Source organism: Deinococcus cellulosilyticus NBRC 106333 = KACC 11606, assembly GCF_007990775.1.
Lineage (GTDB): Bacteria > Deinococcota > Deinococci > Deinococcales > Deinococcaceae > Deinococcus_C > Deinococcus_C cellulosilyticus.
Map to the genome: position 1 here is coordinate 38,534 of NZ_BJXB01000018.1, position 24,612 is coordinate 63,145.

At 56.3% G+C, this 24,612-nt stretch carries 24 protein-coding genes; 12 read left to right on the forward strand and 12 right to left on the reverse strand.

Going from position 1 to position 24,612, the window contains the following annotated elements:
• Nucleotides 1-8: 8 nt before the first annotated feature.
• From murI to DC3_RS18600, 8 genes are all read left to right on the forward strand, one after another.
• The gene (gene murI / locus DC3_RS18565; RefSeq protein ID WP_246130735.1) at nucleotides 9-866 is read left to right on the forward strand and encodes a glutamate racemase; all 858 of its coding nucleotides are present in this window, start codon (nucleotides 9-11) and stop codon (nucleotides 864-866) included.
• Entirely contained in the window at nucleotides 859-1,563 is a 705-nt protein-coding gene (rph, locus tag DC3_RS18570; protein ID WP_146886969.1) for a ribonuclease PH, read from the forward strand. Before murI ends, rph begins: the two co-directional genes overlap by 8 nt.
• Before the next feature lie 12 nt (nucleotides 1,564-1,575).
• Nucleotides 1,576-2,145 carry an RdgB/HAM1 family non-canonical purine NTP pyrophosphatase gene (gene rdgB / locus DC3_RS18575; protein WP_146886971.1) on the forward strand — a complete coding sequence of 190 codons (570 nt, stop codon included), beginning with the start codon at nucleotides 1,576-1,578 and terminating at the stop codon, nucleotides 2,143-2,145.
• Between the two features lie 11 nt (nucleotides 2,146-2,156).
• Nucleotides 2,157-2,471 (forward strand): antibiotic biosynthesis monooxygenase family protein, encoded by a 315-nt coding sequence (locus DC3_RS18580; RefSeq protein ID WP_146886973.1) that lies wholly within the window; start codon nucleotides 2,157-2,159, stop codon nucleotides 2,469-2,471.
• Between the two features lie 210 nt (nucleotides 2,472-2,681).
• Entirely contained in the window at nucleotides 2,682-3,962 is a 1,281-nt protein-coding gene (locus DC3_RS18585) for a VanW family protein (protein WP_146886974.1), read from the forward strand.
• 164 nt (nucleotides 3,963-4,126) lie between these two features.
• Complete coding sequence (locus DC3_RS18590) at nucleotides 4,127-4,723, forward strand: TetR/AcrR family transcriptional regulator (protein WP_146886976.1); 597 nt, start codon at nucleotides 4,127-4,129, stop codon at nucleotides 4,721-4,723.
• A 110-nt stretch (nucleotides 4,724-4,833) separates the two neighbouring features.
• Nucleotides 4,834-5,781, forward strand: coding sequence for an oxidoreductase (locus DC3_RS18595; protein WP_146886978.1), 948 nt, complete (start codon nucleotides 4,834-4,836; stop codon nucleotides 5,779-5,781).
• 122 nt (nucleotides 5,782-5,903) lie between these two features.
• Nucleotides 5,904-6,299, forward strand: coding sequence for a HEAT repeat domain-containing protein (locus DC3_RS18600; protein ID WP_146886979.1), 396 nt, complete (start codon nucleotides 5,904-5,906; stop codon nucleotides 6,297-6,299).
• 61 nt (nucleotides 6,300-6,360) lie between these two features.
• Here the strand turns inward: DC3_RS18600 and DC3_RS18605 are convergent, their stop codons facing one another.
• The 9 genes from DC3_RS18605 to glnA form a co-directional block, all read right to left on the reverse strand.
• A complete protein-coding gene (locus DC3_RS18605; protein WP_146886981.1) occupies nucleotides 6,361-7,326 on the reverse strand; it encodes an ABC transporter permease in 966 nt (321 codons plus the stop codon).
• 7 nt (nucleotides 7,327-7,333) lie between these two features.
• Nucleotides 7,334-8,362, reverse strand: a complete 1,029-nt coding sequence (locus tag DC3_RS18610) for an ABC transporter permease (protein WP_146886982.1) — start codon at nucleotides 8,360-8,362, stop codon at nucleotides 7,334-7,336.
• Nucleotides 8,363-8,460: 98 nt separating this feature from the next.
• Complete coding sequence (locus tag DC3_RS18615) at nucleotides 8,461-10,044, reverse strand: ABC transporter substrate-binding protein (RefSeq protein ID WP_146886984.1); 1,584 nt, start codon at nucleotides 10,042-10,044, stop codon at nucleotides 8,461-8,463.
• A 347-nt stretch (nucleotides 10,045-10,391) separates the two neighbouring features.
• Entirely contained in the window at nucleotides 10,392-11,558 is a 1,167-nt protein-coding gene (locus DC3_RS18620) for a branched-chain amino acid ABC transporter substrate-binding protein (protein ID WP_146886986.1), read from the reverse strand.
• Between the two features lie 227 nt (nucleotides 11,559-11,785).
• Nucleotides 11,786-12,496 carry an ABC transporter ATP-binding protein gene (locus DC3_RS18625; protein ID WP_146886988.1) on the reverse strand — a complete coding sequence of 237 codons (711 nt, stop codon included), beginning with the start codon at nucleotides 12,494-12,496 and terminating at the stop codon, nucleotides 11,786-11,788.
• Nucleotides 12,496-13,284, reverse strand: coding sequence for an ABC transporter ATP-binding protein (locus DC3_RS18630; protein WP_146886990.1), 789 nt, complete (start codon nucleotides 13,282-13,284; stop codon nucleotides 12,496-12,498). The genes DC3_RS18625 and DC3_RS18630 overlap by 1 nt, the downstream gene beginning before the upstream one ends.
• A complete protein-coding gene (locus DC3_RS18635) occupies nucleotides 13,284-14,597 on the reverse strand; it encodes a branched-chain amino acid ABC transporter permease (RefSeq protein ID WP_146886991.1) in 1,314 nt (437 codons plus the stop codon). Before DC3_RS18635 ends, DC3_RS18630 begins: the two co-directional genes overlap by 1 nt.
• Before the next feature lie 9 nt (nucleotides 14,598-14,606).
• Nucleotides 14,607-15,587 (reverse strand): branched-chain amino acid ABC transporter permease, encoded by a 981-nt coding sequence (locus DC3_RS18640; RefSeq protein WP_146886993.1) that lies wholly within the window; start codon nucleotides 15,585-15,587, stop codon nucleotides 14,607-14,609.
• 533 nt (nucleotides 15,588-16,120) lie between these two features.
• On the reverse strand, nucleotides 16,121-17,461 hold the full coding sequence (glnA, locus tag DC3_RS18645) for a type I glutamate--ammonia ligase (RefSeq protein ID WP_146886995.1): 1,341 nt from the start codon (nucleotides 17,459-17,461) through the stop codon (nucleotides 16,121-16,123).
• Between the two features lie 491 nt (nucleotides 17,462-17,952).
• Here glnA and DC3_RS18650 point away from each other — a divergent pair, with 491 nt between their 5' ends.
• A complete protein-coding gene (locus DC3_RS18650; RefSeq protein WP_146886997.1) occupies nucleotides 17,953-19,182 on the forward strand; it encodes a cysteine desulfurase in 1,230 nt (409 codons plus the stop codon).
• A 1-nt stretch (nucleotide 19,183) separates the two neighbouring features.
• Nucleotides 19,184-19,615 carry a Fe-S cluster assembly sulfur transfer protein SufU gene (sufU, locus tag DC3_RS18655; protein ID WP_146886999.1) on the forward strand — a complete coding sequence of 144 codons (432 nt, stop codon included), beginning with the start codon at nucleotides 19,184-19,186 and terminating at the stop codon, nucleotides 19,613-19,615.
• Nucleotides 19,616-19,618: 3 nt separating this feature from the next.
• Here the strand turns inward: sufU and DC3_RS18660 are convergent, their stop codons facing one another.
• Nucleotides 19,619-20,437 carry an MOSC domain-containing protein gene (locus DC3_RS18660; protein WP_146887002.1) on the reverse strand — a complete coding sequence of 273 codons (819 nt, stop codon included), beginning with the start codon at nucleotides 20,435-20,437 and terminating at the stop codon, nucleotides 19,619-19,621.
• A 180-nt stretch (nucleotides 20,438-20,617) separates the two neighbouring features.
• Here DC3_RS18660 and DC3_RS18665 point away from each other — a divergent pair, with 180 nt between their 5' ends.
• Entirely contained in the window at nucleotides 20,618-21,232 is a 615-nt protein-coding gene (locus DC3_RS18665; protein ID WP_186816115.1) for a DedA family protein, read from the forward strand.
• A 60-nt stretch (nucleotides 21,233-21,292) separates the two neighbouring features.
• On the opposite strand, the gene rpoD is transcribed toward DC3_RS18665, so the two are convergent.
• Both rpoD and DC3_RS18675 read right to left on the reverse strand, forming a co-directional pair.
• Nucleotides 21,293-22,684, reverse strand: coding sequence for an RNA polymerase sigma factor RpoD (gene rpoD, locus DC3_RS18670; RefSeq protein WP_146887006.1), 1,392 nt, complete (start codon nucleotides 22,682-22,684; stop codon nucleotides 21,293-21,295).
• Nucleotides 22,685-22,798: 114 nt separating this feature from the next.
• Nucleotides 22,799-23,920 carry a class I SAM-dependent methyltransferase gene (locus DC3_RS18675; protein WP_146887008.1) on the reverse strand — a complete coding sequence of 374 codons (1,122 nt, stop codon included), beginning with the start codon at nucleotides 23,918-23,920 and terminating at the stop codon, nucleotides 22,799-22,801.
• Between the two features lie 89 nt (nucleotides 23,921-24,009).
• Between DC3_RS18675 and rnhB the strand changes: the two genes are divergently transcribed.
• Complete coding sequence (gene rnhB / locus DC3_RS18680; RefSeq protein WP_246130736.1) at nucleotides 24,010-24,597, forward strand: ribonuclease HII; 588 nt, start codon at nucleotides 24,010-24,012, stop codon at nucleotides 24,595-24,597.
• The last annotated feature ends 15 nt before the right edge of the window (nucleotides 24,598-24,612 follow it).

Consider the following 24,612-nt stretch of genomic DNA (forward strand, 5'->3'; position numbering starts at 1 on the left):
ATCTTGGGGTGACGTCGAGCGAGCCCCGAAAGCAAAACGCAATCCAGCACCCTGCACAGGCGGCTGTGGGGGTTTTTGATTCAGGCCTGGGTGGCCTGTCGGTCCTGAAGGAACTGGTGAAACTCCTGCCAGAGGAGCACTTCATCTATCTGGCAGACACAGCCAACTGCCCGTATGGACAGAAGTCAGATGCTGAAATCCAGAGGCTTTCTCTGGAAGCCATGCATTTTCTGCAGGAGCAGGGCGCAAAAGCCCTGGTGGTCCCCTGCAACACGGCGTCTGCGGCTGCTTTGCAGGTGATGCGTGAAGATGCGGGTCCAGATTTTCCTGTGGTCGGTCTGGTCCCTGCAGTGAAACCTGCTGTGGAGAGCACCACCAGCAACACGGTGGGTGTGCTGGCCACCGAGGGGACCCTCAGGGGCAGGCTGCTGCAGGATGTGATTGAACAGTTTGCTGTGCCCAGAGGGGTCAGGGTGCTGAAAGCCACCCATCCCCAGCTGGTGCCTCTGGTGGAAGCTGCACAACTGAACACCCCGGTCACACGGCAGGTGCTCAGGCAGACGCTGGACCCCCTCATGGACGCAGGCATGGACCATCTGGTGCTCGGCTGCACCCATTACCTGTTTCTGAGAGATGCGCTTTTCAGCCTGTATCCACACCTGAACCTGCTGGATTCGGGGTTTGCCGTGGCAAAGCAGACCCGCCGGGTCCTCACCGAAAAACACCTGCTGGCTGCACATGCCAGCGGACACATCGAGATCTACACCACCGGAGATCCCGAAGAAGTTGCCCCTGTGGTCCAGACCCTGTGGGGTGAACACCTGACCGTGAAACACGCGGTCTACCGAAAGGAAGAACATGCCTAGAACCACCCGTGGCACGCTGGAATTGCGTCCCCTGAAAGTCTCCCGCAAAGTGAACCGTTACGCCGAGGGGAGCGCACTCATCGAAATGGGCCACACCAAAGTGCTGGTCACAGCAACACTGGAAAAGAAAGTGCCCTTTCACGTCAAAGGCACCAAGCAGGGCTGGTTGATGGCCGAATACAACCTGCTGCCCCGGGCCACCCACGAGCGCATCTCCAGGGAGCGCGTGGCCAACGGCGGACGCACCCAGGAAATCCAGCGCCTGATGGGCCGGGCGTTCCGGGCCTGTGTGGACCTCAGCTACTTCCGGGACCAGACCATCATCATTGATGCCGATGTGATTCAGGCAGACGGCGGCACACGGGTGGCTTCCATCATTGGGGGGTATGTGGCCCTGCATGACCTCACCGAGCGCCTGTTCAACTCTGGAAAGATCACCGACTGGGCGCTCACCCATGAGATCGGGGCCATCAGTGTGGGCATGGTGGATGGGGAAATCCGGGTGGATCTGGATTACCAGGAAGACGTGAAAGCCGAGGCCGACCTGAACATCATTGCCACGGGAAGCGGTCAACTCATTGAGGTGCAGGGGGGCACGGAAAAAGACCCCATCAACAAGGCCACCTTCGATGAAATGGTTGAAATTGGTGTCCTGAGTGTGCAGGACATTGTGAAAATCCTCAAAGAACAGATCTGAAGGAGGAGAGACATGCAGGTGATCATTGCCACCGGAAATCCCGGCAAGGTCAAGGAAATCGGTCTGGCGATTGCTCCGCTGGGCTGGGAAGCCCTCAACCTCAAAGACTTCGAGGTCGAGATGCCCGAGGAAACCGAAACCACTTACGAGGGCAACGCCCTGCTGAAATCCAGAGCCATCTGCAATGCCACCGGAATTGCTGCCCTTGCAGATGATTCTGGGCTTGAAGTGGAGGGTCTGGGCAACGTTCCTGGTGTGTACAGTGCCCGCTATGGCAACCTGAACAGTGACCAGGAACGCTACGAACATTTGCTGGCCAATCTGGGCAACAACCAGAACCGCAGGGCAAAATTCGTGAGTGTGGTGGTGGTGTCACATCCAGACGGCAAGGATGAATTCTACCGGGGCGAGGTGGAGGGCTTCATCACCCGTGAACCCAGAGGCTCTGGCGGATTTGGCTACGACCCCATCTTCTTTGTCCCTGAGTTTGGTTGCACCATGGCGGAACTCACCCCCGAAGAGAAGCAGTCCATTTCCCACAGAGGGCGTGCCCTCAAAGCCCTGATTGAAGCCCATTCCTGAAGGAGGCCCAGATGATCACTGTCGCCAACCGCATTTATGTCAACCCTGAATTTGCAGCGCAATTTGAAGAACGGTTCCAGAACCGTGCCCGCCAGGTGGACAGCATGCCCGGATTCATTCGCAACCTGGTGCTGCGTCCTGCAAAACCCGGAGATCCTTATGTGGTGCTGACCTTCTGGGAAAGCCAGGAAGCATTCAGAGCCTGGACGGAATCGGACGCCTTCAAACAGGGACATGCCAGAAGTGGCACCCTGCCAAAAGAGGCTTTCACGGGTCCCAATCAGCTGGAAGTGCACGAGATCATCACGGATTCTCAGCAGGGCTGATCTGCTGTTTGCATTTGCAGCACCTTGTAGGGGCGGGCCGATGGCTCGCCCTTTGTTTTTGCCTGGCCCTTCTTAACCATGAACATGAAATAAAGATAAGATTCAGGCGAGATTGTGAGAAAATCGGAGTGTGGGGGATTTCCCCAGGTCTAAAATTTAAAGCAGAACATCTTGTGTGCTTCCTCCCGTCTGTCTCCATGAAAGGTCAACATGAACCACGTTTTACTGCGCAAAGCTTCTCTGTCTGCTCTGGTCCTGATGGCGGCCATCACCACGGCTCTGGCCCAGGACGATTCCTCCCAGCAGGAACAGCCCAGACAGGAAGACCCGAAAACCGAAAACCAGAAACCCGAAGACACCAGCAAAAAAGAGGCTGAAAAACCCGAGAAGAAACCTGATTTCAAGCTGGTGTTGCGCATCAACGAGTACCGGATTCGCAGTGGTCAGCTGGAAAACTTTGTGATCGCCAAGTCCTTCTCGCTGGACAACAACCTGATCGAGCGGTCTGAGAAACACCGGAAAATCTCCACGGAATTGCGTCCCACCCTGGAGAAGATTTACAGGCAACTGAATGCCCGTGAACCGAAAGATGCCCTGTTTTCCAACAAAAAGGGCAACTGGTGGGCAGAGCAGCAGACAGGCTGGAAAGTCGATCAGGAGGCCACCGAGAAAAAACTCCTCGACGCCATCATGGGTGACAAACCCAGCAGTGACCTGGTGATCGAAAAGCAGGAACCCAGACGGTCTGTGCAAAAGTTTGCCGATCAGGGCATCCTGTACCATTTCGGTGGGGGAGAGTCCAGCTTCAAGGGCAGCCCTGATTTCCGCGTCACCAACATCATCAATGGGGCCTCCAAGCTTCACGAGCAGTACATTGAGGCAGGCAAGGAGTTTGATTTCAACAAGACCGTGGGTGACATCAGCAAGGAGAATGGCTTTGTTCCCGGGTATGTGATCCTTGGCGACAAACTGGGCAAGGAAGATGGAGGGGGCATCTGCCAGGTGTCCACCACCATTTTCAGGGCAGCCTACGAATCAGGTTTGCCCATCACAGAGCGCCACTACCACTCCTACTGGGTGCACTATTATGATCCGGTTGGATATGAGGCCACGGTCTACTCTCCAGTGAAGAACCTGAAGTTCAAGAATGACACCGACACCAACATGTTCATTCAGGCCAACTGGGACAAAGCGAAGCAGACCCTGAGGTTTGACCTGTTCGGACCGAAACCTGACCGCAAGGTGACGGTTGGGAAGTCCCAGGTGTCCAATGTGAAGCCTCCTGCGGGGCCGCAGTATGTGGCAGATCCCAGTGTGCGTCCCGGGGGCATCCGTCAGATTGACCATGCCCAGAAGGGGGTCACGGTGGTGATTGACCGCACCGTGAAGTACGACAGTGGAGAGGTCAAAAAAGACTCCATCAAGAGCATTTACAAGCCGTGGGGCAACATCTTTGCGGTGAACCCCAGCGATCCCAGAGCTGCGGATTGATTTCCCCGACTCTCGTCCCCTGCACCTGTGCAGGGAATTTTTTTTGATGTGGTCTTGACGAAAGGTCCTGAACTTGCTAAAACTAGAATGAACGTTCGATCTAAGATCTGGCGCTCAGCGGTGCCTCCCATCTCAGGAAGTGCAGCCACAGGTATAGTACGGATATGTCGCAGACCCGCAACCGCAAAACCGCATCCCAGGACCGCAGGGCAGCCATCCTGCAGGCCATGCTGGAACTGATTGCTGAAAGGGGATTTCACGATACACCCATGACCCTGATCTCCCAGCGCTCTGGCGCAAGTGCAGGCATCATCTACCACTACTTTGAAAACAAAGACCAGATGATTCATGCCCTCTACCGTGAAGTGAAACTGGATTACGCCCGTGCGATCCTCAAAGACCACCCTGAAGCGTTGCCCGCAGCCCGGGCTTTTCGCCAGATGTGGCTCAATGGCTACCAGTACCACCGGGTGCATCCCCGCGAGACCCTGTTCATGGAGCAGTTCGAGAATTCTCCTTTCTACCAGCAGCACGGCCCCATTCCAGAAATCGATGAGGCTTTTGCCCGCGTTCTGCCACTCTTTGAGAAGCCAGAGGGCCGTTTCAAGAACCTGCCTCTGGAAGTGATCTGGGAGATGTCCTTTGGCACTGCTGCCCGTGTGGCCCGTCTGGAACATATTTCAGGCCACCAGATTCTGGACCCAGGAAAGCTTGATCTGCTGGCCCTTGCCTGCTGGCATGCTGTTTCAGAAGCGAATTGATCAGGACTGGCAAAAACTCGCCCCTGCCCCACAAATAGAATGAACATTCAGTCCATCCAGTGATTCCTGTAGCCCTGTTTCTCAGTTTTCCATACACCTCAAGGAGCACCATGAACGAACAACCCTGGACCTTACAACAGATGCCCTCTCAAAAAGGAAAAACCGTGATCGTGACCGGAGCCAACAGTGGCCTGGGTCTGGAAACTGTCAAGGCTTTCGCTGCCCGTGATGCCAGGGTCATCCTTGCCGTCCGCAACACCGAAGCAGGTGAACGGGTGGTCTCTGAACTCCAGGAAGAGCACCCCAGAAGCAAGGTCACGGTGATGGCCCTGGATCTGGCAGACCTGAAAAGTGTCCGTGATTTTGCCCAGAAATTCCAGCAGGAGCACTCCAGGCTGGACCTCCTCATCAACAATGCAGGTGTGATGGCCATTCCCCACAGAACCACCAAAGATGGTTTTGAGATGCAGTTCGGGACCAACCATCTGGGCCACTTCGCCCTGACCGGACAGGTGCTGCCTGCCCTGCTTGCCACCCCGGGGTCCCGGATCATCAATGTCAGCAGTCGTGCCCATGTGATTGGACGCATGAACTTCAATGACCTGATGGGCAACAAAAGGTATTCTCCGTGGCTGGCCTATGGACAGAGCAAGCTTGCGAACCTGCTCTTCACCCTCGAACTGCAGCGGCAATTGAAACTGACCCGTGCAGAAACGCTGGCGGTCAGCTGCCACCCGGGGTGGTCGGCCACCAACCTGCAATATGTGGCCCCCCAGATGACCCGCTCCAGTCTCATGCTGCGGCTCAATCAACTGGCCAACCAGCTTTTTTCACAACCGGCTTCAGAAGGGGTGCTGCCCACACTTTATGCCGCCACCTCAAGCACGATCGAAGGGGGAGAGTACATCGGGCCACACAGAGACACAAAAGGATACCCTGTGCGGGTCAGGGCAAATCCCAGGGCTTACGATGCCGGAGCGGCAAAACAGCTGTGGTCCATCTCTGAGGACCTGACGGGAGTGCAGTACAGCTTCAGTGTGCCTGCTGGAGTGCAGTAAAACGGGAGTTGTAGGGGCGCAGCACGTTGCGCCCTTTTTGCTGACGGGCCAAACAGCCTACGCCACAACAGGCAGGTGAATCAAAAGAAAGCCCTGTAGGATTCCAATAAGGAGATCCAAAAATGATTGAATCTGCAAAAGAATTTGTTCGCCTCAGAAATTCAGACCAGCCAGAGGAATACCACAGGGCTACATGGGAAGAAGCTCCTGTGGAAGTCTGGATGGAAGTGATAGAACACCATCCTGACATGGTGAGATGGGTGGCCCACAACAAGTCCATTCCCAAGGAGCTCATTCGTTTGCTGGCCCAGCATCCCGATTCTGATGTCAGGTTCTTTATTGCTGCAAAACGCAAGACGCCTCAGGATGTGTTGCAGAAACTGACACGGGATCTCTGTGACTCCATTCGAATGCAGGTGGCGGTCAATGCAAAATCCAGCAGAGAGACTTTGCAAATTCTGATCAACGATCCCTGTGACCAGATCAGGGAAAGGGTACATAAGCGCCTTGGGGAATAAACTCAAAACAAAAAGGGCGCAGCACGCTGCGCCCCTACGTTTGATTGCCCGATGTTCAGGCTCAGTGTGTGCTTCTGGGGTCCAGAACGTCACGCAGACCGTCCCCCAGCAGGTTGAAGCCCAGCACCCAGGTGAGGATGGCCAGACCGGGGAAGATCATGGTCCAGGGGGCAAGTTGGTACAGGTCCCTGGAGTCTGCAATCATGGTGCCCCACTCCGGGAAGGGTGGCTGCGCACCCAGCCCCAGGAAGCCCAGAGCGGCAGCTTCAAGGGTGGCTGTCGCGATGGAGAGGCTGCCCTGAACAATCAGGGGGGTCAGGCTGTTGGGCAGCACATGCTTGAAGATGATCTGTCCGGTGGGTGCGCCCAGGGCATGGGCGGCCTGGATGAATTCCCGTTCCTTGACGCCAATGACCACCCCACGGGCCAGACGCACGTACACCGGAATCTGCACCACCGAGACCGCAACCATGGTCAGGTACAGAGCAGCGGTGGCACTGATGTCCGGTGGGCGGATGGCTGACACTGCGATGGCCAGCAGAATCCCGGGGAAGGCCAGCAGGATGTCGGTGAACCAGCCAATCACGTTGTCCACGGTCTTGCCGAAAAACCCAGAGATGATCCCCAGAAAACTGCCGATCAGCATGGCCAGCACAGTGGCCGCCAGACCGATTTGCAGGGAGATGCGGGAACCGTGCAGCACGCGCACCGCCACATCACGCCCGAGGTTGTCGGTGCCGAAAGGATGCTTGAAGTACTGCACTTTGCCGTTCTCGTCGGTGAGTTTTTCTTTCAGCTCGGTGTTCCACAGGGCAGAAATGCTTGGGGGCTGTTGCCTGTCCCTGAAGGAGCGGTCTGTGGTGGCATCGTAGGGTTTGAGGATGGGGCCAATCAGGGCGACAATCACCCAGATCAGCACAATCACCGCTCCCACTTTGCCCGGGCTGGATTTTCTGAACCTCTTCCAGAAGACGCTCTGTGCCTTTCTGGGTTGTTCGTTTGTGGTGCCTGTCTTGACTGCGGTCATGTGTGCCTCACGAGTAGTGAATCCTGGGGTCGAGGTAGGCGTAGCTGACGTCCACCAGCAGGTTCACCACAGAAATCACCAGGGCTCCGAAGATGATGCCTCCCTGGATCACCGGGTAATCGCGTTCAAAGATGCCCTGGGCCAGCCAGGAACCGATGCCTGGCCAGGAGAAGATGGTCTCGGTCAGGATGGCCCCACCAAGCAGCAGACCCACCTGCAGACCGATCACGGTGACCACAGGCAGCATGGCATTTCTCAGGGCGTGCTTGAGCACCACGGTGCGGTGGTTGAGGCCCTTGGCGGTGGCGGTGCGCACGTAATCCTGACTGAGCACCTCCAGCATGCTGGAACGGGTGATGCGGGCAATGATCGCCATCGGAATGGTGCCCAGGGCAATGGAAGGCAGAATCAGGTGCTGGATGCCACTGAGAAAACCATCCATGCGCCCCCTGAGCAGGCTGTCCAGCACATTCATACCGGTAATGCTGTCAAAGTTGATGCTGGGGTCCATGCGACCGCTGGGGGGCAGCCAGGGCAGGGTGACGGCAAAGAGGTACACCAGAATCAGACCCAGCCAGAAGACTGGCATGCTGACCCCGATCAGGCTGACGGTCATGGCAACGTTGTCCAGCGGTTTGTTGCGGTTCAGTGCCGCAATGATCCCTGCAGGAAGACCAATCACCAGCGCAAAAATCAGAGCACCAATCGACAGTTCCACTGTGGCAGGAAAGCGGGCTTTCAGTTCATCAGACACTGGAATCTGGCTCTTGATGCCTGCTCCGAGGTCCCCTTTGCTGAGCTGACCCGCAAATCTGAAAAACTGGGTGTCCATGGGGTTCTGAACGTTGATGAAAATGGGTTTGTTGAGGCCCAGACGTTCCCGGAAGGCCTCCACCACCTGGGGGTTGGCCCGCTCTCCCAGCATCACCACGGCAGGGTCACCGGGGATCAGGCGCACAAACCCGAACACCACAATGGTTACCCCGATCAACACGGTGAGCATGCGAAACAGTCTGCGAAGAATATACGCGGTCAAACTTCTCTCCTTGCAGAGAAAAGGACATAGCCTTAAACTATGTCCCTTTCTCGAAGCACTACATAGACGTTATTGCCAGATCCCTGAAATCAGACGGTTTACTTCTTGCCGTCGATGGTGATCTTGTTGAAGGCTTCGGAGCCGAGGGGGCTGGGCACCCAACCCTTCACGTACTTGGCCTTGCCTGCGAGGGGCTGGCTGTGCACCACGGGGATACGCACGTAGGCGTTGTAGGTGATCTCGTGGATCTTGGCGTAGATTTTGGCCTTGGCGCTCTGGCCTTTGGCGGCCTTGCCCTGTTCGAGCAGGTCAGCGAGGTCTTTGGGGTTGTACCCGGAGTCATCGCTGGCAGAGGGGCCGTAGTAGGCGCTGTAGAAGTTGTCAGGGTCGCCGTAGTCACCGGTCCAGCCGATCATGTAGATGTCGAAGTAAGGCGCGGTGTTGCGGTCCTGCAGGTACTGGGCCCAGTCCTTGGTCTTCAGGTTGACCTTGATGCCGATGCCGGAGAGCTCTGCAGCCACGGCTTCAGCGATGTCTTTGGGGCTGGGGAAGTAAGGACGGGAAACGGGCATGTACCAGAAGTCGAGGCTGAATCCGTTGGGGTAACCGGCTTCGGCGAGGAGCTTCTTGGCAGCAGCGGGATCGTACTTGTAATCGGCAGGCACTTTCTTGCTGTTGGCCCAGCTCAGCACAGGGGGCAGGAAGCTGGCGTTGGAAACACCGATGTCGCCCCAGAACTCTTCCACAATGGCTTTCTTGTCGAAGGCCATGCTGATCGCCTGACGAACCTTGGCGTTCTTCAGGTATTCGTTGCGCACGTTCAGGCTGATGAAGCCAACGTTGAAGGAGGGTTTCAGTACAGCGTCCACTTTGGCGTCGTTCTTCATGCTCTTGGCGGCCTGAGGATCGAGGTCAGAGGTGAAATCGATGGTGCCTGCACGCAGCTCGTTGAGGCGCTGGTTGCGGTCGGTGATGAAGCGGAAGACCACTTCGTCCACCTGGGCCTTGGCATCCCAGTAGCTGGGGTTGGCCTTGACCACAATGCGGTCACCGGTTTTCCAGCTGTCGAAGGTGAAAGGACCGGTGCCCACAGGCTTGGAGGCAGGGGTGCCGTATTTTGCGCCCTGGGCCTTGATGGCGGTGGGGCTGGCAATGCCGAAGTAACCAGAGCCGATCAGGTCGGGGAACACGGTCACGGGGCTGGTCAGGGTGAACTTGACGCTGTAGTCGTTCACCTTGGTGACGCTCTTCAGGAAACCTGCAGCCTCACCCTTGTAGCCGCCCATGAGCTGGCCCCAGATTTCGTAGGTCTTGCCGCTGTCGCGGTAGCCATGCTCGAATTTGGGGTCCCACCAGCGGTTGACGTTGAAGATCACCGCATCGGCATTGAAGGGGGTGCCGTCGTGGAACTTCACGTTTTTGCGCAGGGTGAAGGTCCATTCGGTGGCGTCCTTGTTGGAGGTCCAGCGGGTGGCGAGGCCAGGGATGGCTTTGGTGCTGCCGTCGGCAAAATCCACCAGGGTGTCATAAATCTGGCGCTGCACGATGATGCTGTTGCCGTCGGTGATGTTGCCGGATTCCAGACTGACGGGCTGTCCACCGGAACCATACACCAGGGTCCCACCAGCAGCAAAAGCAGCGCTGGAGAGAGCGAGAGCGGCAGAAATGGCGAGTCGCTTCATACATCCTCCTTCAAGAAACGTAACTGGAATTAACGTTTGCGTACAGCCTACCCAGTGGACTTAAAGTTGTCAACCGTTCTGCGTTTTCACTTAAATGTATAGGAGAGCCTTTTTGCCGTTTTTGTCAATAAAAAACAGCGTGTATCCTGCATACAGCTCTCAATTTGTGAAGTGAAGCAGACAATCTTCCTGCTGATTTCAGGTCCGTGACCTGCATATCGATGCATAAAAATGTCTGACTTCTATGCATTCCAGTATTCAATTTGAACTGGATTCACAGTTGAACTCGGTCCACGAGGCTGGGAACAAAAAAGCGCAGCATGTGCTGCGCTTTTTCTGGTTTCGGATCAGGGTTTGGGTGCTTTGACGGCAACCTGGCCAATCACCTTGAGGTCCAGGTTGTCCTGAACTTTGGCGATGTACAGGTAGCCCGCTTTGCGGTCACCCACGCTGTTGAATTCCACGGTGCCGGAGAGGGTGTTCACCTTCACGCCACGGATGGCCTTCATGACCTGGGCGCGGGTGGGAGCTTTGCCTTTCTTCAGCTTGTTGTCCTTGATGGCTTTCTCGATGCCAGCAAGCACCACGTTGGCAGCATCATAGGACATCAGGCCGTAGCCCAGCATTTCCTTCTTGAAGGTTTTCTTGAAGTTGTCTTCCATCTTCTTGGCAGCGGGCACCACGTCAACGGAAGCAGCAGCGGTGGTGAACAGCACACCCTTGGCAGCGTCGCCAGCCTGCTTCTGCAGTTCGCTGTCGTCCAGGCCGTCGCCGCCCATGTAGGCAGACTTCACGCCTGCTTCACGCAGTTGCTTGACGAACAGTGCGCCACCGGTGGAAGCCAGACCGCCGTAGTACACAGCGTCAGGGTTGATGGCAGACACCTTGGTCACGAGGGGAGCGAAGTTGCTCTTCTCGTCGGTGCCTTCGAAGACCACACGCACACCCTGGGCTTCAAGGCCTTTTTTCACTTCGGTGGCCAGACCTTCACCGTAGGTGGTCTTGTCGTGCACCACGTACACGGTCTTGACTTTCAGGGTCTTGGCGAGGTAGTCGGCGCCTGCAGCACCCTGAGCGTCGTCACGGGCGCAGATGCGGTTCATGTTGGGCAGACCACGGTCGGTGACGGTGGTTGCGGTGTTGGCGGGGGAGACGATCGCCAGGTTGTAGGACTTCACTGCTTCGGAGACAGGAGTCACCACGCTGGAGTTCAGGGTTCCCACAATGGCCAGCACGTTGCGGTCGGTGGCGATCTTCTTGGCCGCAGCCACACCCACGGAGGCGGTGGCCTGGTCATCGTTGCTGCTCACCTGCAGGTCGATGCCGTATTTGTCCAGGAAGTACTTGGCTTTTTCGCTCACAGCCAGTTTGGCGCCCAGGTTGATCTGTTCACCGATGTTGGCCACAGGTCCCGAGAGGGGGCTGAGGGTGGCGATTTTCACGACTGTGGCAGCATTGGCACTGCCCAGGGCCAGACCTGCAAGTACAGCTACACCTAAAACTTTTGCACGCATACCTTTTCCTCCTATGGAACTCCCACCCCGGAGAAAGGGGCAGGACACTGCTGTTTATGCAAGCTGCGATCATGCTATCTTTTCCATTTCAATTTGTCAAACGGTCAATTACATGTGAGAACTGGATCTCAAAAAGCGTCATGGAACACTAAAAGGCAGTTAAGCGCCTTTTAGTGTTCCAGCAACAAATGATTACAACCTGGTGTTCTTTTTAATTAAAGGTTGGGTTAAGCTTCTCCGAGGTAAGCTTCTTTAACACTGTCGTTGTTGGCAATGTCTGCGGCCTTGCCTGCCAGAATGATCTCACCGGTTCTCAGCACATAGGCGCGGTCTGCAATGTCGAGTGCCATGCTGGCGTTCTGTTCCACAAGCAGGATGGTGGTCTTCAGTTCCTGCTTGAGCTTCACAATGATGTCAAAGATGGCCTCCACGAACAGAGGGCTCAGACCCATGCTGGGCTCGTCCAGAAGCAGCAGTTTGGGCTCGATCATCAGGGCACGGGCCACGGCCAGCATCTGCTGCTCGCCTCCGGAGAGGGTGCCCCCCAGCTGGTTTTTGCGCTCTGCCAGACGGGGGAAGAACTCGAAGCCACGTTGCATTCTCTGGGCGATCAGCTTCTTGTCATTGACCAGATAAGCCCCCATCTCCAGGTTTTCAAGGACGGTCAGGCGCGGGAAGATGCGGCGTCCTTCGGGCACGTGGGCCATGCCACGTGCGGTCAGGTCGTTGCTGGAGATGCCATTGATTTTCTTGCCTTCGAGCAGGATGTCACCAGACTTGACCTTGACCATTCCGCTGATGGAGCGCAGGGTGGTGGTTTTGCCCGCACCGTTGCCGCCGATCAGGGCAACAATCTCTCCCTGGTTCACTTCCAGGCTGATCCCTTTGAGGGCCTGGATCTGTCCGTAGTACGTGTTCACATTGCTGAGTTGCAGCATCAGGCCCCTCCTCTTTTCTCACCGGCAGCATGGCCACGGCCCAGGTACGCTTCGCGCACTTTGGGGTTGGTGCGGATGGTCTCGGGGAGACCCTCGGCAATCTTGGTGCCATAGTCCAATACGGTGATCTTCTCGCTGATGCTCATCACCAGACGCATGTCGTGCTCAATCAGCACCACTGTCACACCCAGATCGTCACGGATGCGGCGGATCAGGTCTTTGAGTTCTTCGGTTTCACGGGGGTTCATGCCTGCAGCAGGCTCGTCCAGCAGGATCAGTTTGGGGTTGGTTGCCAGAGCGCGGGCAATCTCCAGACGGCGCTGGTCCCCGTAAGGCAGGTCTGTGGCACCCTCGTTGGCTGCACGACGCAGACCCACGAAATCCAGCAAGGTCAGGGCGGCATCCAGCGCCTCTTTCTCCTGACGCTTGAAGTTGGGGGTGTGCAGCAGGGCATCCCAGAAACTGAGCTTCATGCGCACATTGCGGGCCACCAGGATGTTTTCCACAGCGGTCATGCTGGGGAACAGGCGGATGTTCTGGAAGGTGCGGGCGATGCCAGCGACAGTCACTTCATCGGGTTTGAGACCGACCAGATCCTTGCCTGCCAGACTGATGGTTCCACGGTCAGGCTGGTAGATGCCGGTGATCATGTTGAAGAAGGTGGTTTTTCCGGCACCGTTGGGTCCGATCACGCTGATGATGCTGCGCTCGGGCACCTGAAAGGTCACGTCGTTCACGGCCACCAGACCCCCGAAGGTCTTGCGCAGGTTCTCTACAGACAGAAGCATTATTTGACCTCCTGAACGGGTTGCTGGGACACACCGGAGTTGACGGTGGCACTCTCAGGGATCTTGATGTGTTTGCGCACGGCAGGGAGCAGGCCCTGGGGACGGAACAGCATCATGAAGATCAGCAGCAGACCGAAGAACAGCTTCTCGTATTTGGCAGGGTCAAACACGCCGTTGTTCTGGAAAGCAGGGAGGGTGTTGAGGTACTCAGAGAGGGACTTCAGGAAGTCCAGTTGCAGCCAGGTCACGGCCATGGCACCCACAATCACACCGGGAATGCTGCCCATGCCCCCGAGGATCACCATCACCAGCACACCAATGGACTGGAAGAAGGTGAAGTCTTCAGGAGAAACAGCGGTCTGTTTGATGGCGAAGATGGCGCCCATCACACCTGCGAAGCTTGCACCGGTGGCGAAGGCAATCAGCTTGGTGCGAACCAGGGGCACACCCATGGCCTGCGCGGCAATCTCGTCTTCACGGATGGCAATCCAGCTGCGGCCAATGTGACTCTGGTCCAGACGCATGTTGAAGAGCACGATGACGGCAATGACCACCAGCACCAGGAAGTACAGGAAGAGGGCAAAAACCTGCGGTTCGGTGAGTTCAAACCGGTTGATGATGGGGCTCATCAGGGTGTGGAACCAGCCAATGTGTGGAGGGTTGATGCCCAGCACACCGTTGGGACCGTTGGTGACGGGGGTCAGGTTGTTGGCAAACACACGGATCACTTCACCGAGACCCAGGGTCACAATGGCAAGGTAGTCCCCTTTGAGTTTCAGCACGGGCAGACCGATCAGAACACCCACAATGATGGCGACAATCACGGCCAGGGCCAGGAAGAGCCAGAACCAGTTGCCGTCCAGTCCTTCACCCCCTGCACCGGTGATGCGGCCAATCTGGGCGGAACCGAAAATCCCCCAGGTGTAAGCGCCCACTGCAAAGAAGGCCACGTAGCCCAGGTCCAGCAGACCTGCCAGACCCACCACAATGTTGAGGCCGAGGGCCAGAGCGGCGTAGATCACGATCTGCAGCACCACTTCCAGCAGGAACTCGTTGCGGATGCCGATGATGGGCATCACGACCATCAGGGCAGGGGCCAGCGAAAGGATTTTGGCCCAGGTGTTGGCTTTGCTCTTGAAGGTCAGCACAACCGTTCCCAGGAAGGCCGCGAAGAAGAGTGCCTGCACCAGGTTGTTGGCGGTGGTGGCCACGGTCAGCATCAGGGTGCTGGTGACGGCGGTGTAAATCAGAATGATCAGGGAAGCCAGGGACGGATTGTCCAGGATGCCTTGTTTTTTCACAGCATGTGTCATGGGGACCTCTTATACCTTCTCGGTGGTGGCTTTGCCGAGCAGACCAGCGGGCTTGAAGATCAGAATGACGATCAGGGCCATGAATGCACCCACATCTTTCCACTCCGCGCCAATGTTCATCAGGACGCTGCCAATTCCTTTGAGGAAGGCGTTGTCCGTGAAGGACATCTTGATCCCGAAGACGCTGATGGCTCCAATCAGGTTTTCCAGGAAGCCCAGCACGAGACCCCCGACCACAGCTCCAGGGATGCTGCCAATGCCGCCAAGCACGGCTGCGGTGAAGGCCTTGATTCCGGGAATGATGCCGATGTAGCCGTCCACCTGGGTGAATTTCACGCCCCACAGCACCCCTGCCACACCACCGAGTGCACCCCCGATGAAGAAGGTCAGGGAGATGATGTTGTTGGTGTTGATGCCCATCAGGCGTGCGGTCTGGCCGTCTTGTGCCACAGCGCGAATGGCGGTTCCGAGTTTGGTTCTGTTCACCAGGAAGTTCAGGCCGATCAGCATGATGGCTCCAACGATGATCAGCAGCAATTCGGTGGGGGTGAGGCCCATGATTTTTTCACTGCCCAGCACGGAGGGGTAGGACAGACGGTCCGTTTTTTCCTTGATGTTGATGAACAGACGCAGAGAGTCTTGCAGCAGGAAGCTGACCCCGATTGCGGTGATCAGAGGCACCAGTTTCGGCGCACCCCGCAAGGGCCTGTAAGCCAGCCGCTCAATCAGAATGTTCAGGCCTCCGGAAATCAGCATGGCGACCAGCAGGGCAATGATGATTTTCACGTAACCATTCATTTCTGTGCCGCTCAGCAAAGAGAGAACCTGATAACCGACGACGGCCCCGGTGGCGAAGACCTCCGAGTGGGCGAAATTGATGAGTTGCAACACCCCATAGACCATGGTGTAACCCAGGGCAATGATGGCGTAGACCACTCCTAAGATCAGTCCTTGCAGGATGATCTGTTGCCAGATTTGTAAGTCGCTCATTGAACCTCCACGCATCACACCGAAAACTCTGGATTTTCAGTGTGTCACCAACCTTGTCTTCACCTGTCCTGGACAGCCCGAATGGACTTGCAAGCTGAACAGGACCTGAATACTCGGTCATAATAACGATGCCCAAAATCCTTGTCAATGAAAATATGGCTCTGGGTGCATAAAAAAGGCGTACTGTATACACTTGTACTGAGAAAAATTCGTTTAGAGCGGCATTTATTGTTATTCATTGAACTAGGCATAAAAGCTTAGTGTAAGAAGGACGCCATTTCTGCCCAATGTGCAGAGATTTTTCGGAGTTATGTGAAGAAATGCCATCGAATTGTGGTGGTGAAGCGCTTACGAACAGGATTTTGTAACTGAAAATGTTGACAATCTGCATTTGGAACCTGTACCAGCGTTCCAGGGGATTGTTACTCCCAGCGTAGACCTGTGAATGAACTTCCAGCTTACAAAGTGGGGCCATGGAAGTTCTCCATGGCCCACAAAGAAACCCTGAGGTTGAACGGTTGAAGGTTAAACGATCAGTAGTTGCTCAGGTAGGTGTCGAGTTCCCACTGGTGCACCACTGCACTGTACTCACGCCATTCCTGGCGTTTGGCTTCCACAAAGTGCTCCATCACATGCTGGCCCAGGCACTCGGTCAGGACTTCACTGCGCTCCAGGGCGTCCACCGCCTGATTCAGGTCCCCAGGAAGTTCGCGGATCTTGTGCTTGCGCTTCTCGCGCACGGTCATGTGATAGATGTTGCGCTGGATGGCCGGAGCAGGCTCCATCTGTTTCTCAATGCCATCCAGCCCCGCTGCAAGCATCACGGCCAGGGCAAGGTAAGGATTGCAGGAAGGATCGGGCATTCTCAGTTCAGCGCGGGTTCCGGCACCCCTGCGGGCAGGAATGCGCACCATGGCAGAACGGTTGGAGGTGCTCCACGCGATGTTGACCGGAGCCTCATAACCAGGCACCAGACGCTTGAAACTGTTCACCAGAGGGTTGGTGATGGCGCACATGGCATCCGCATGCTCCAGCAGACCCCCAATAAAATACAGTGCAGTGTTCGAGAGCTGGTATTCTGCCTTCTCGTCATAGAAGGCGTTCTTGCCATCTTTGAAGAGGCTCAGGTGCACGTGCATCCCACTTCCGTTGATTCCAGCCACAGGTTTGGGCAAAAAGCTGGCCAGGAGGCCATACTCCAGAGCCACGCGTTTCACCACAAATTTAAAGGTGGAAATGTTGTCTGCGGTTTCCAGGGCAGGAGCATAACGAAAATCGATCTCGTGCTGTCCGGGCGCCACCTCGTGGTGGGCCGCCTCAATCTCGAAACCCATCTCCACAAGCTTGTTGGTGATCTCCCGGCGAATGCGCTCCCCCTTATCAATGGGAGCCAGATCAAAATAACCTGCCTGATCGTTCACTTTGGTGCTGGCCCTGCCATCCTCTGAATGCTCAAACAGAAAGAACTCGGGCTCAGGACCAGCAAACAGCTCAAAGCCCATCTTCTTGGCGCGGGCAATCTGGCGGCGCAACACATACCGGGGGTCCCCCTCAAAAGGGGTGCCATCGGGCAGGGCCACATCACAGATCAGACGGGCCACCTTGCCCCGCTCGTACTCCTCATGGCTGAACTTGGGAAAGATCAGGAAAGTCGAGAGGTCCGGCTTCAGGAGCATGTCAGATTCTTCAATGCGGGTGAACCCCTCAATGGAAGAACCATCAAACATCACCTCGCCGTTCAGGGCTTTTTCAAACTGGCTGGAAGGCACCTCAATGTTCTTGACAATGCCCAGAATGTCCGTGAACTGCAACCGCAAAAATTGCACATTGTTCGTGTTCAGGGCTTGCAGAATGCTCTCTTTTGTGTGCGGCATCTCGCTCCATCCTTTCTGTGCTTCATCAAAAGCAGCGAGACTCTGGACCATGAACCTGTCGGGAAGGTTCGTGATCAGAAGAAATTCTTCTGACCTTCAGAATGGGTCGTCTGCTCGGTATTTCCAACATTCAAAGTCTAAATTTATGCCCTGTGGGTGTCAATGAAGAGAGAGCCGAGGGCCGAGAGCTGAGAGCCGAGGGCAAAAAGCAGAAGGCAGCGAAGGAAGTGCCAACCGAACCGCTTCGGGGCGACCCAGGGCGAAGCGGGCCGCCCAGCGAGCACATCTTTGCATCAAGAAGAGGGCCGTCCTGCAAGCGCGTTGTGGGGTTAAGAAGGCGCATCTTGGGGTCAAGAGGAAGGCAGAAGGCGGATGTGGGGGCGGGCCGCTGGCTCGCCCCAGGTCATAGAAATGGGTTCATTGCCAATCCCGAGTTCTCACATCGGAAAAGGGTTACCAATGTCCCTGCCCGGAAGACCTACACTGAAGCCATGATGACCCGAAGCTGGCAAGAGGTCCGCGCGGACTTTCCCATTCTCAGACGCGAGGTGAACGGCAAAAGGCTGGTGTATCTGGATTCCACCGCCACAGCCCAGAAGCCCAGATGTGTCATTGACGCTCTGAGCCATTTTTATGAGCACACCAATGCCAACATCCACAGGGGGGCCTACTCCCTGTCCATTGAATCCACCGATCTTTATGAACAGGCCCGTTCCCGAATTGCGGCCCTGATTCATGCACCGGAAACCGGGGTGGTTTTCACCCGCAACACCACCGAGGCCATCAACCTGGTTGCCCGCACCTGGGCCCTGGACCACCTGAAGAGCGGAGACCAGATTCTGGTGACGGAACTCGAACACCACTCCAACCTGGTGCCCTGGCACATTGCAGCAAAAGCAACTGGAGCCGAAGTGGTTGGTGTAAGGATCACTTCTGAGGGCCGTCTGGATCAGGAGGACTACCAGCAGAAACTCCGTTCAGGCAAAGTCAAACTGGTGGCTGTAGGCCACATCTCCAATGCCCTTGGGACCATCAATCCGGTGAAACAGATGGCTGTGCAGGCCCATGAGGCAGGGGCCGTCATTCTGGTGGATGGTGCCCAGAGTGTCCCTCACCTGCCTGTGAATGTGCAGGATCTGGATGCAGATTTCTATGCCTTCAGCGGACACAAGATGTGCGGACCCACAGGAGCAGGCGTGCTGTATGGCCGCCCTGAATTGCTTGAAAAGATGTCTCCTTTCCTGGGAGGAGGGGAGATGATCGATCAGGTCTTTGTGGAGCACTCCACCTATGCAGACTTGCCCCGCAAGTTTGAAGCAGGCACCCCTGCCATTGCGGAGGTGATTGCGCTGGGTGTGGCTGCCCAGTATTTGCAGGACATTGGCCTGGAGCGCATCTGGCAGCATGAGCAGGAACTCATGCGGTATGCCCTGGAACGCATCAGGGATGTTCCAGAACTGACCCAGTATGGTCCCATCGGAGAGGACCGTGCAGGCGTCCTGAGTTTCAACCTCGAAGGCGTTCACTCCCATGATGTGGCCGGTTTCCTGGATGAGCAGGGCATCTGTGTGCGAAGCGGGCACCATTGTGCCCAGCCCCTGATGCGTGCCCTGGGGGTGGGTTCCACTGCACGGGCCAGTTTCTATCTGTACAATACCCGGGAAGACATCGACCTGTTCATTGAGGCGATGCAGAACATTGCCCTTTTCTTCAAGGAGTGACATGAGCCTGCTGGAAGACCTTTACAAACAGATCATTCTGGAGCATTACAAAAAGCCCAGAAACTACGGTGAACTTGAGCCCCACACCCACCGCCAGGAAGGCAAGAACACCTCCTGCGGAGATGAGATCACGCTGGACCTGACCGTGGAGAACGGCATCATCCGGGAGGCCCGCTTCAAAGGGCATGGTTGCGCCATCTCTCAAGCCACTGCAAGCCTGATGACCGAGGCCATCAAAGGCAAGAGCATCAGTGAAGTGCAGGACCTGTCCAGTTACTTCAAAAACATGCTGCGCAGCGGAACAGCCCATCCTGAACTCGGGGACCTCGGGGCTTTGCAGGGCATCAGCAAGATTCACGCCCGGGTCAAGTGTGCCTCCCTGCCCTGGACCACCCTTGATGAGGCCCTCCGGCAGAGCGACAACGCCAACTGAGCGTCAGAAAGCTGTTCCAAATTGCCCCACAGTCAACACCCCTTCAGCCTGTGCTTTGCCATAAACCCCGAAGATGGGGTTTTTTTGTGCTCTTTCCCTGCTCAGACGGGTGACAGCTGCCAGGGGTTCACGTCCTGCAGTGGCATCTTTCGGGCTGACGTTGGGCATGATGCAGCGGATGCAGGCCCCGATCATTTCCAGCTCCAGGCCATTTTCCCACCTGAGTCTGGAGACCTGTTCCTCGACAAAGGGTGCAAGTTCTTCATGGTCGATCACCAGGTTCGGGCGGAAACGTTCGAGTTCCACCGGTGGATGTCCCTCTTCAGAAAGACGCTGGTTGAGGGCACGCAAAGAGGCCAGTGAAACCACATGCAGAGGCATCAGGGCCTTTCTTGTCTGCCCCTCTTTCCCCAGGCGAACCAGTCTGAGCGGTCTTCCCAGGGTTGAGGTCAGCCACCTGCTGGCATGCTCTCCGGCATCAAACCCCGAGAAAGTTTCATTGACTTTCTCAATGTCATTCCAGATGTTCACTTCACAGGGGTTTTGTGAAATTTGCCGGGATACCCTCAGGTCACTGCACCCTGGAGACCGCAACACCAGATCATCTCCATCAAACCCAGGCTGGATCAGGGCCATCTGGTGGATTTCTCCCATCCAGACCTGCTGGTTCTCACTGTTGATGATGATCCATTCGCGGTCCCCATCCAGACCTGCATCTGGAGTGACCCTTGCAGAAATCACCTGGATTCCGGCACAGGATTTGATGGGATAGATCCACAGGCCGACAAGCTGGAGTGCAGAAAGAAGAGGAGGGTCAGTCATGAAGTGTCCTTTGTTCCCTGATCTTACAATGCCCTGATGTCCTGTGCAGATGACTTCTGGATTCGGTGCAACTGTCCTGGCCTCTCAGTCGTATTACATCAAAACCGATTACCCTGTGAAGGGTAACGATTCAGCCCACCTGACCGCAGGCCGGGCTGGACCAAAGGAGAACTCACTTTGTTGGAACACCTGCAAGACCTCATTCTGAAGTTTGGTTACATCGGTATTGGTGCCACACTGCTGCTGGAAACCGGCTTCCTGATCTTTTTCTTCCTTCCCGGAGACACCCTGCTGCTCGCCGTGGGGGCCATTGCCTACACAGGAAAACTGGCGCTCGGACCTGCCATTCTGTCTGCCTTCATTGGGGCGGTGCTCGGAAATGCTGTGGGATACTGGGTGGGGGCGAAATACGGACGGGCCGTGTTCAGCAACCAGAACAGCCGCCTGTTCAACCCTGAGAACATTGCGAAAGCCGAGCATTTCTACAACAAATACGGGGCCATGGCAATCATGCTTTCCCGCTTTGTGCCCGGCGTGCGCGCCATTGTGCCCACCATCGCTGGCATGGTTCGCATGAATTACGGCATGTTCATGCTGTTGAACATTGCCAGTGCCGCCCTGTGGACCGTCAGCCTTCCGCTGCTGGCCTACTATGTGCTGCCCCTCACGGGCCTCACCGAAAAAGAAGTTGAGAAGTACATCCTGGTGATGGTCTTCCTGGCCTTCCTGATCCCGCTGATTCCGGTGGGCATCCGCATGCTGAAACCCAGAAAGAGCATTCAGGAAAAAGTGTAAGTCAAGGTGCAACAAAAACAGCCCCAGATCTGGGGCTGTTTCTTGATGAAGCAGCAGGATTTAATCCAGGAAGTCGCGCAGTTTGCGGGTTCTGGATTCGTGGTACTTCAGTTTGCGCAGCGCCTTGTTCTCGATCTGGCGGATGCGTTCACGGGTGACGTTGAAGTACTGGCCCACCTCTTCCAGGGTGTGCTCGCGTCCATCCACCAGGCCCTTGCGGAGTTTCAGCACCATGGCTTCACGCTCGGTCAGCTTGGAGAGGGCTTTTTCAAGTTCCTCGCTGAGCAGGGTCTTGGCAGCGTTCTCCACAGGGCTGTCCAGGTTCTCGTCGGGGATGAAGTCCCCGTAGAAGCTGTCCTTCTCGTCCCCGATGGGGGTTTCGAGCGACACAGGCTCCTGGGAGACCTTCTGCACTTCCTCCACCTTGGCGGCGTCCCAGCCAGGGCCCATGGCTTCGGCGATTTCCTCATAGCTGGGTTCGCGGGACAGTTCCTGCTGAAGCTGACGGGCGGTGCGGGTCAGCTTGTTGATGGTCTCCACCATGTGCACCGGAATGCGGATGGTGCGGGCCTGGTCGGCAATGGCCCGGTTGATGGCCTGACGAATCCACCAGGTCGCGTAGGTCGAGAACTTGTAGCGGCGCTTGTACTCGAACTTCTCCACGGCACGGATCAGGCCCTGGTTGCCCTCCTGGATCAGGTCCAGGAAGCCCAGGCCACGTCCGGTGTACTTCTTGGCGATGGACACCACCAGACGCAAGTTGGCCTCGATCAGTTGCTGGCGGGCATACTGTCCGTCTTCCACCAGACGCTGCAAACGACGCTGCTTGCGCTCGTCCTCGCTGTGCTCTCCGGCTTCGATGCGCTTGCGGGCCTCTTCACCTTCTTCAATGCGGCGGGCAAGGTCGATTTCCTCGTCGAGGGTCAGCAGGGGAACGCGACCAATTTCATGCAGATACTGGCGCACCGGGTCGTTGGAAACGGTTTTGGGAATGTCGTCGAAGAACTCATCTTCTTCTTCTTCGTCTTCCTCATCGTCGTCAAAACCCAGAACTTCTTCATCGTCATCGGCGAGGTCACTGATCTCAATGCCCTGACGCTGGATGTAATTTTGCAGGTCTTCGACTTCTTCAAGCAGGTCGGCTTCGGAGGTGCCGCTGCCTTCCAGGGCTGCACTGAGGGCCGTGGCAATTTCTTCGGTGGAGAGCATCCCCATGGTCTTGCCCACCCGCACGAGGTCCTGAATGGCCTGATGCTGCACGTAGGGTTTCTCGACCCTGGGGGTGTCGTCAGGCTCGATGGCCGCGCGACGTCCCTTGGTTTTTGGAGCTTCTTCTACCGTGGCTTTTTTGCGGGTCCGCACTTTCGCGGCGCTCTGCGACACAGGAGTGCTTTCTTGTGGTGCTTCAATGGTCTCGCTGGTCTTCTTGGAGCGTGTGCGTTTTTCAGTCATGTATCACTCCCTCACGGCAAGAATACCGCATCATAGAAGTGTAGCAAATTTTATGGGAGAAGTCTGGGAGACTTCACAAATTTGCTTCACGTCTAACCCTTTACGAGGCGTGTTTCAGTTTCGTTCCCGAATGCCCCGCAGCACTTTATAGCTCTTGTTCTTGATGACCAGCTGAACCTTTCCATGCTTCTGCATCAGGGGTTCATACGGCAGGAACTGGTTGGCCACCACCCAGACTTCCCCTCCGGCCCTCACGTGCTGGTAGGCCACCCGGATGAACTCCTCTGCCACTTCAAGAATCACATCTGTCCCCACATGGAAAGGTGGGTTCATGACGACCAGATCGAACTGGGCCTGTTCTGGAAGGGCACTTCCCACATCGCTGTGCAGGGCTGTCACCTTCAGACCAGCATCCCGGGCGTTGATCTCAATGCTGCGCACAGCAGCAAGGTCCTCTTCCAGCAGGGTCACTTCTGCACCCAGCTGTGCACAACGGAGACCCAGCACCCCTGCACCTGCCCCGATGTCCAGCACCTGTTTTCCTGCAGGAGAGGGGAGGTGTGAGAGAAGAAGCTGGCTTGCATCGTCCACTTTGCCTGCACTGAACACTCCGGGTAAAGAAGTGATCTGCAGACCTTCAAAGGTGTACTGGTGGGTTCTGGCAGCTTCGATCTGGGCCTCTGCGTTCTCCTTGATGAAGCCTGCAACACGCATGCCCTTGTGCCGCTCAAGCACCTCACCTTCACCGAAAGCAGCCTTGAACCACTTGAAGTAGCGCTCAAAGCCTTTGTCCTTGTCTCCGGCAATCAGGCAGAGGCCCCCGGGCTTTGTGCGGGCAAAAGCGGCCTGCAAATATTCCCGGACAGCTTCATTGCCCTTGTCTGCAGGCAACACAGCCAGCACAGTGTCGAATTCCCCCGTCATTTCCAGAGGCAAAGCCGCCTGAACCGTCACCCTGGGATCATCCATAAACTGGCGCTGCAGCACCTCCAGAGCCGCCCTGGAACGCTCTGCCAGCGTGATTTGAGGTTCGGTCAGGTACAGGGCCACCGCGCCATTCTGTGCTGTCAGGTCCAGAATGTGCTCTCCCAGATCCACAGGAGGATTCAACAGCACGCCCAGCAGGAGCGCCTGGGCATCGTCCAGCCCTGGATACCCCCGCACCCCCGGTTTGGTGAGGATGCCCCTTTCGGGCAGTTTGGGGGGAAGTTTGGCAATTTTGAGGTCAGAATACATCAGCACTATAGTGTACTCGTTATGGTGACTGTGGACTGTGGAATTGAAGGATTTGAAAAAAGGGACCTCAGGTGACCCCCTCCTGGTCTTTGGAAACCCAGATCGGTGACTTCAAACTGATCCTGGGCATTGATGAGGCAGGCAGAGGGGCCCTTGCTGGACCCGTGGCTGTGGCCGGTGCGATTCTTCCTGCAGAGCGGGTGGTGTTGCCTTACCGGGACTCCAAGACCCTGAAGTTTGAACGCAGGGTGGAACTCGCTGAGCATGTGAAATCCTACGCTGTGCGCTATGCCATCAAACTGGTGCCTGCTGCTGACATTGATTCCACTGGCATCCTGAAAGTGGTGATCCGGGCCAGCGAGGAGATCATTCAGGAGCTGCAGCCAGAAGCGGTGATCACGGATTATCTGAAGGTGAAAACAGGATTGCCCCTGCTGGCCGTTCCAAAAGCAGATGCAAATTCATACACGGTGGCTGCAGCGAGTTTGCTGGCCAAGACGGCCAGGGACCAGTACATGATTGAACTGCACGAAAAGCACCCGGAGTACGGTTTTGCAGGACACAAGGGTTACGGGACCCAGGAGCATGTTCAGGCATTGCAGAAGCATGGGGTGACCCCGGAACACCGCAAAACCTTTGCTCCGGTGGCCCAGGGGTTGCTGTTTTCAGAGAATTGAAGGATTCTGCTGCAT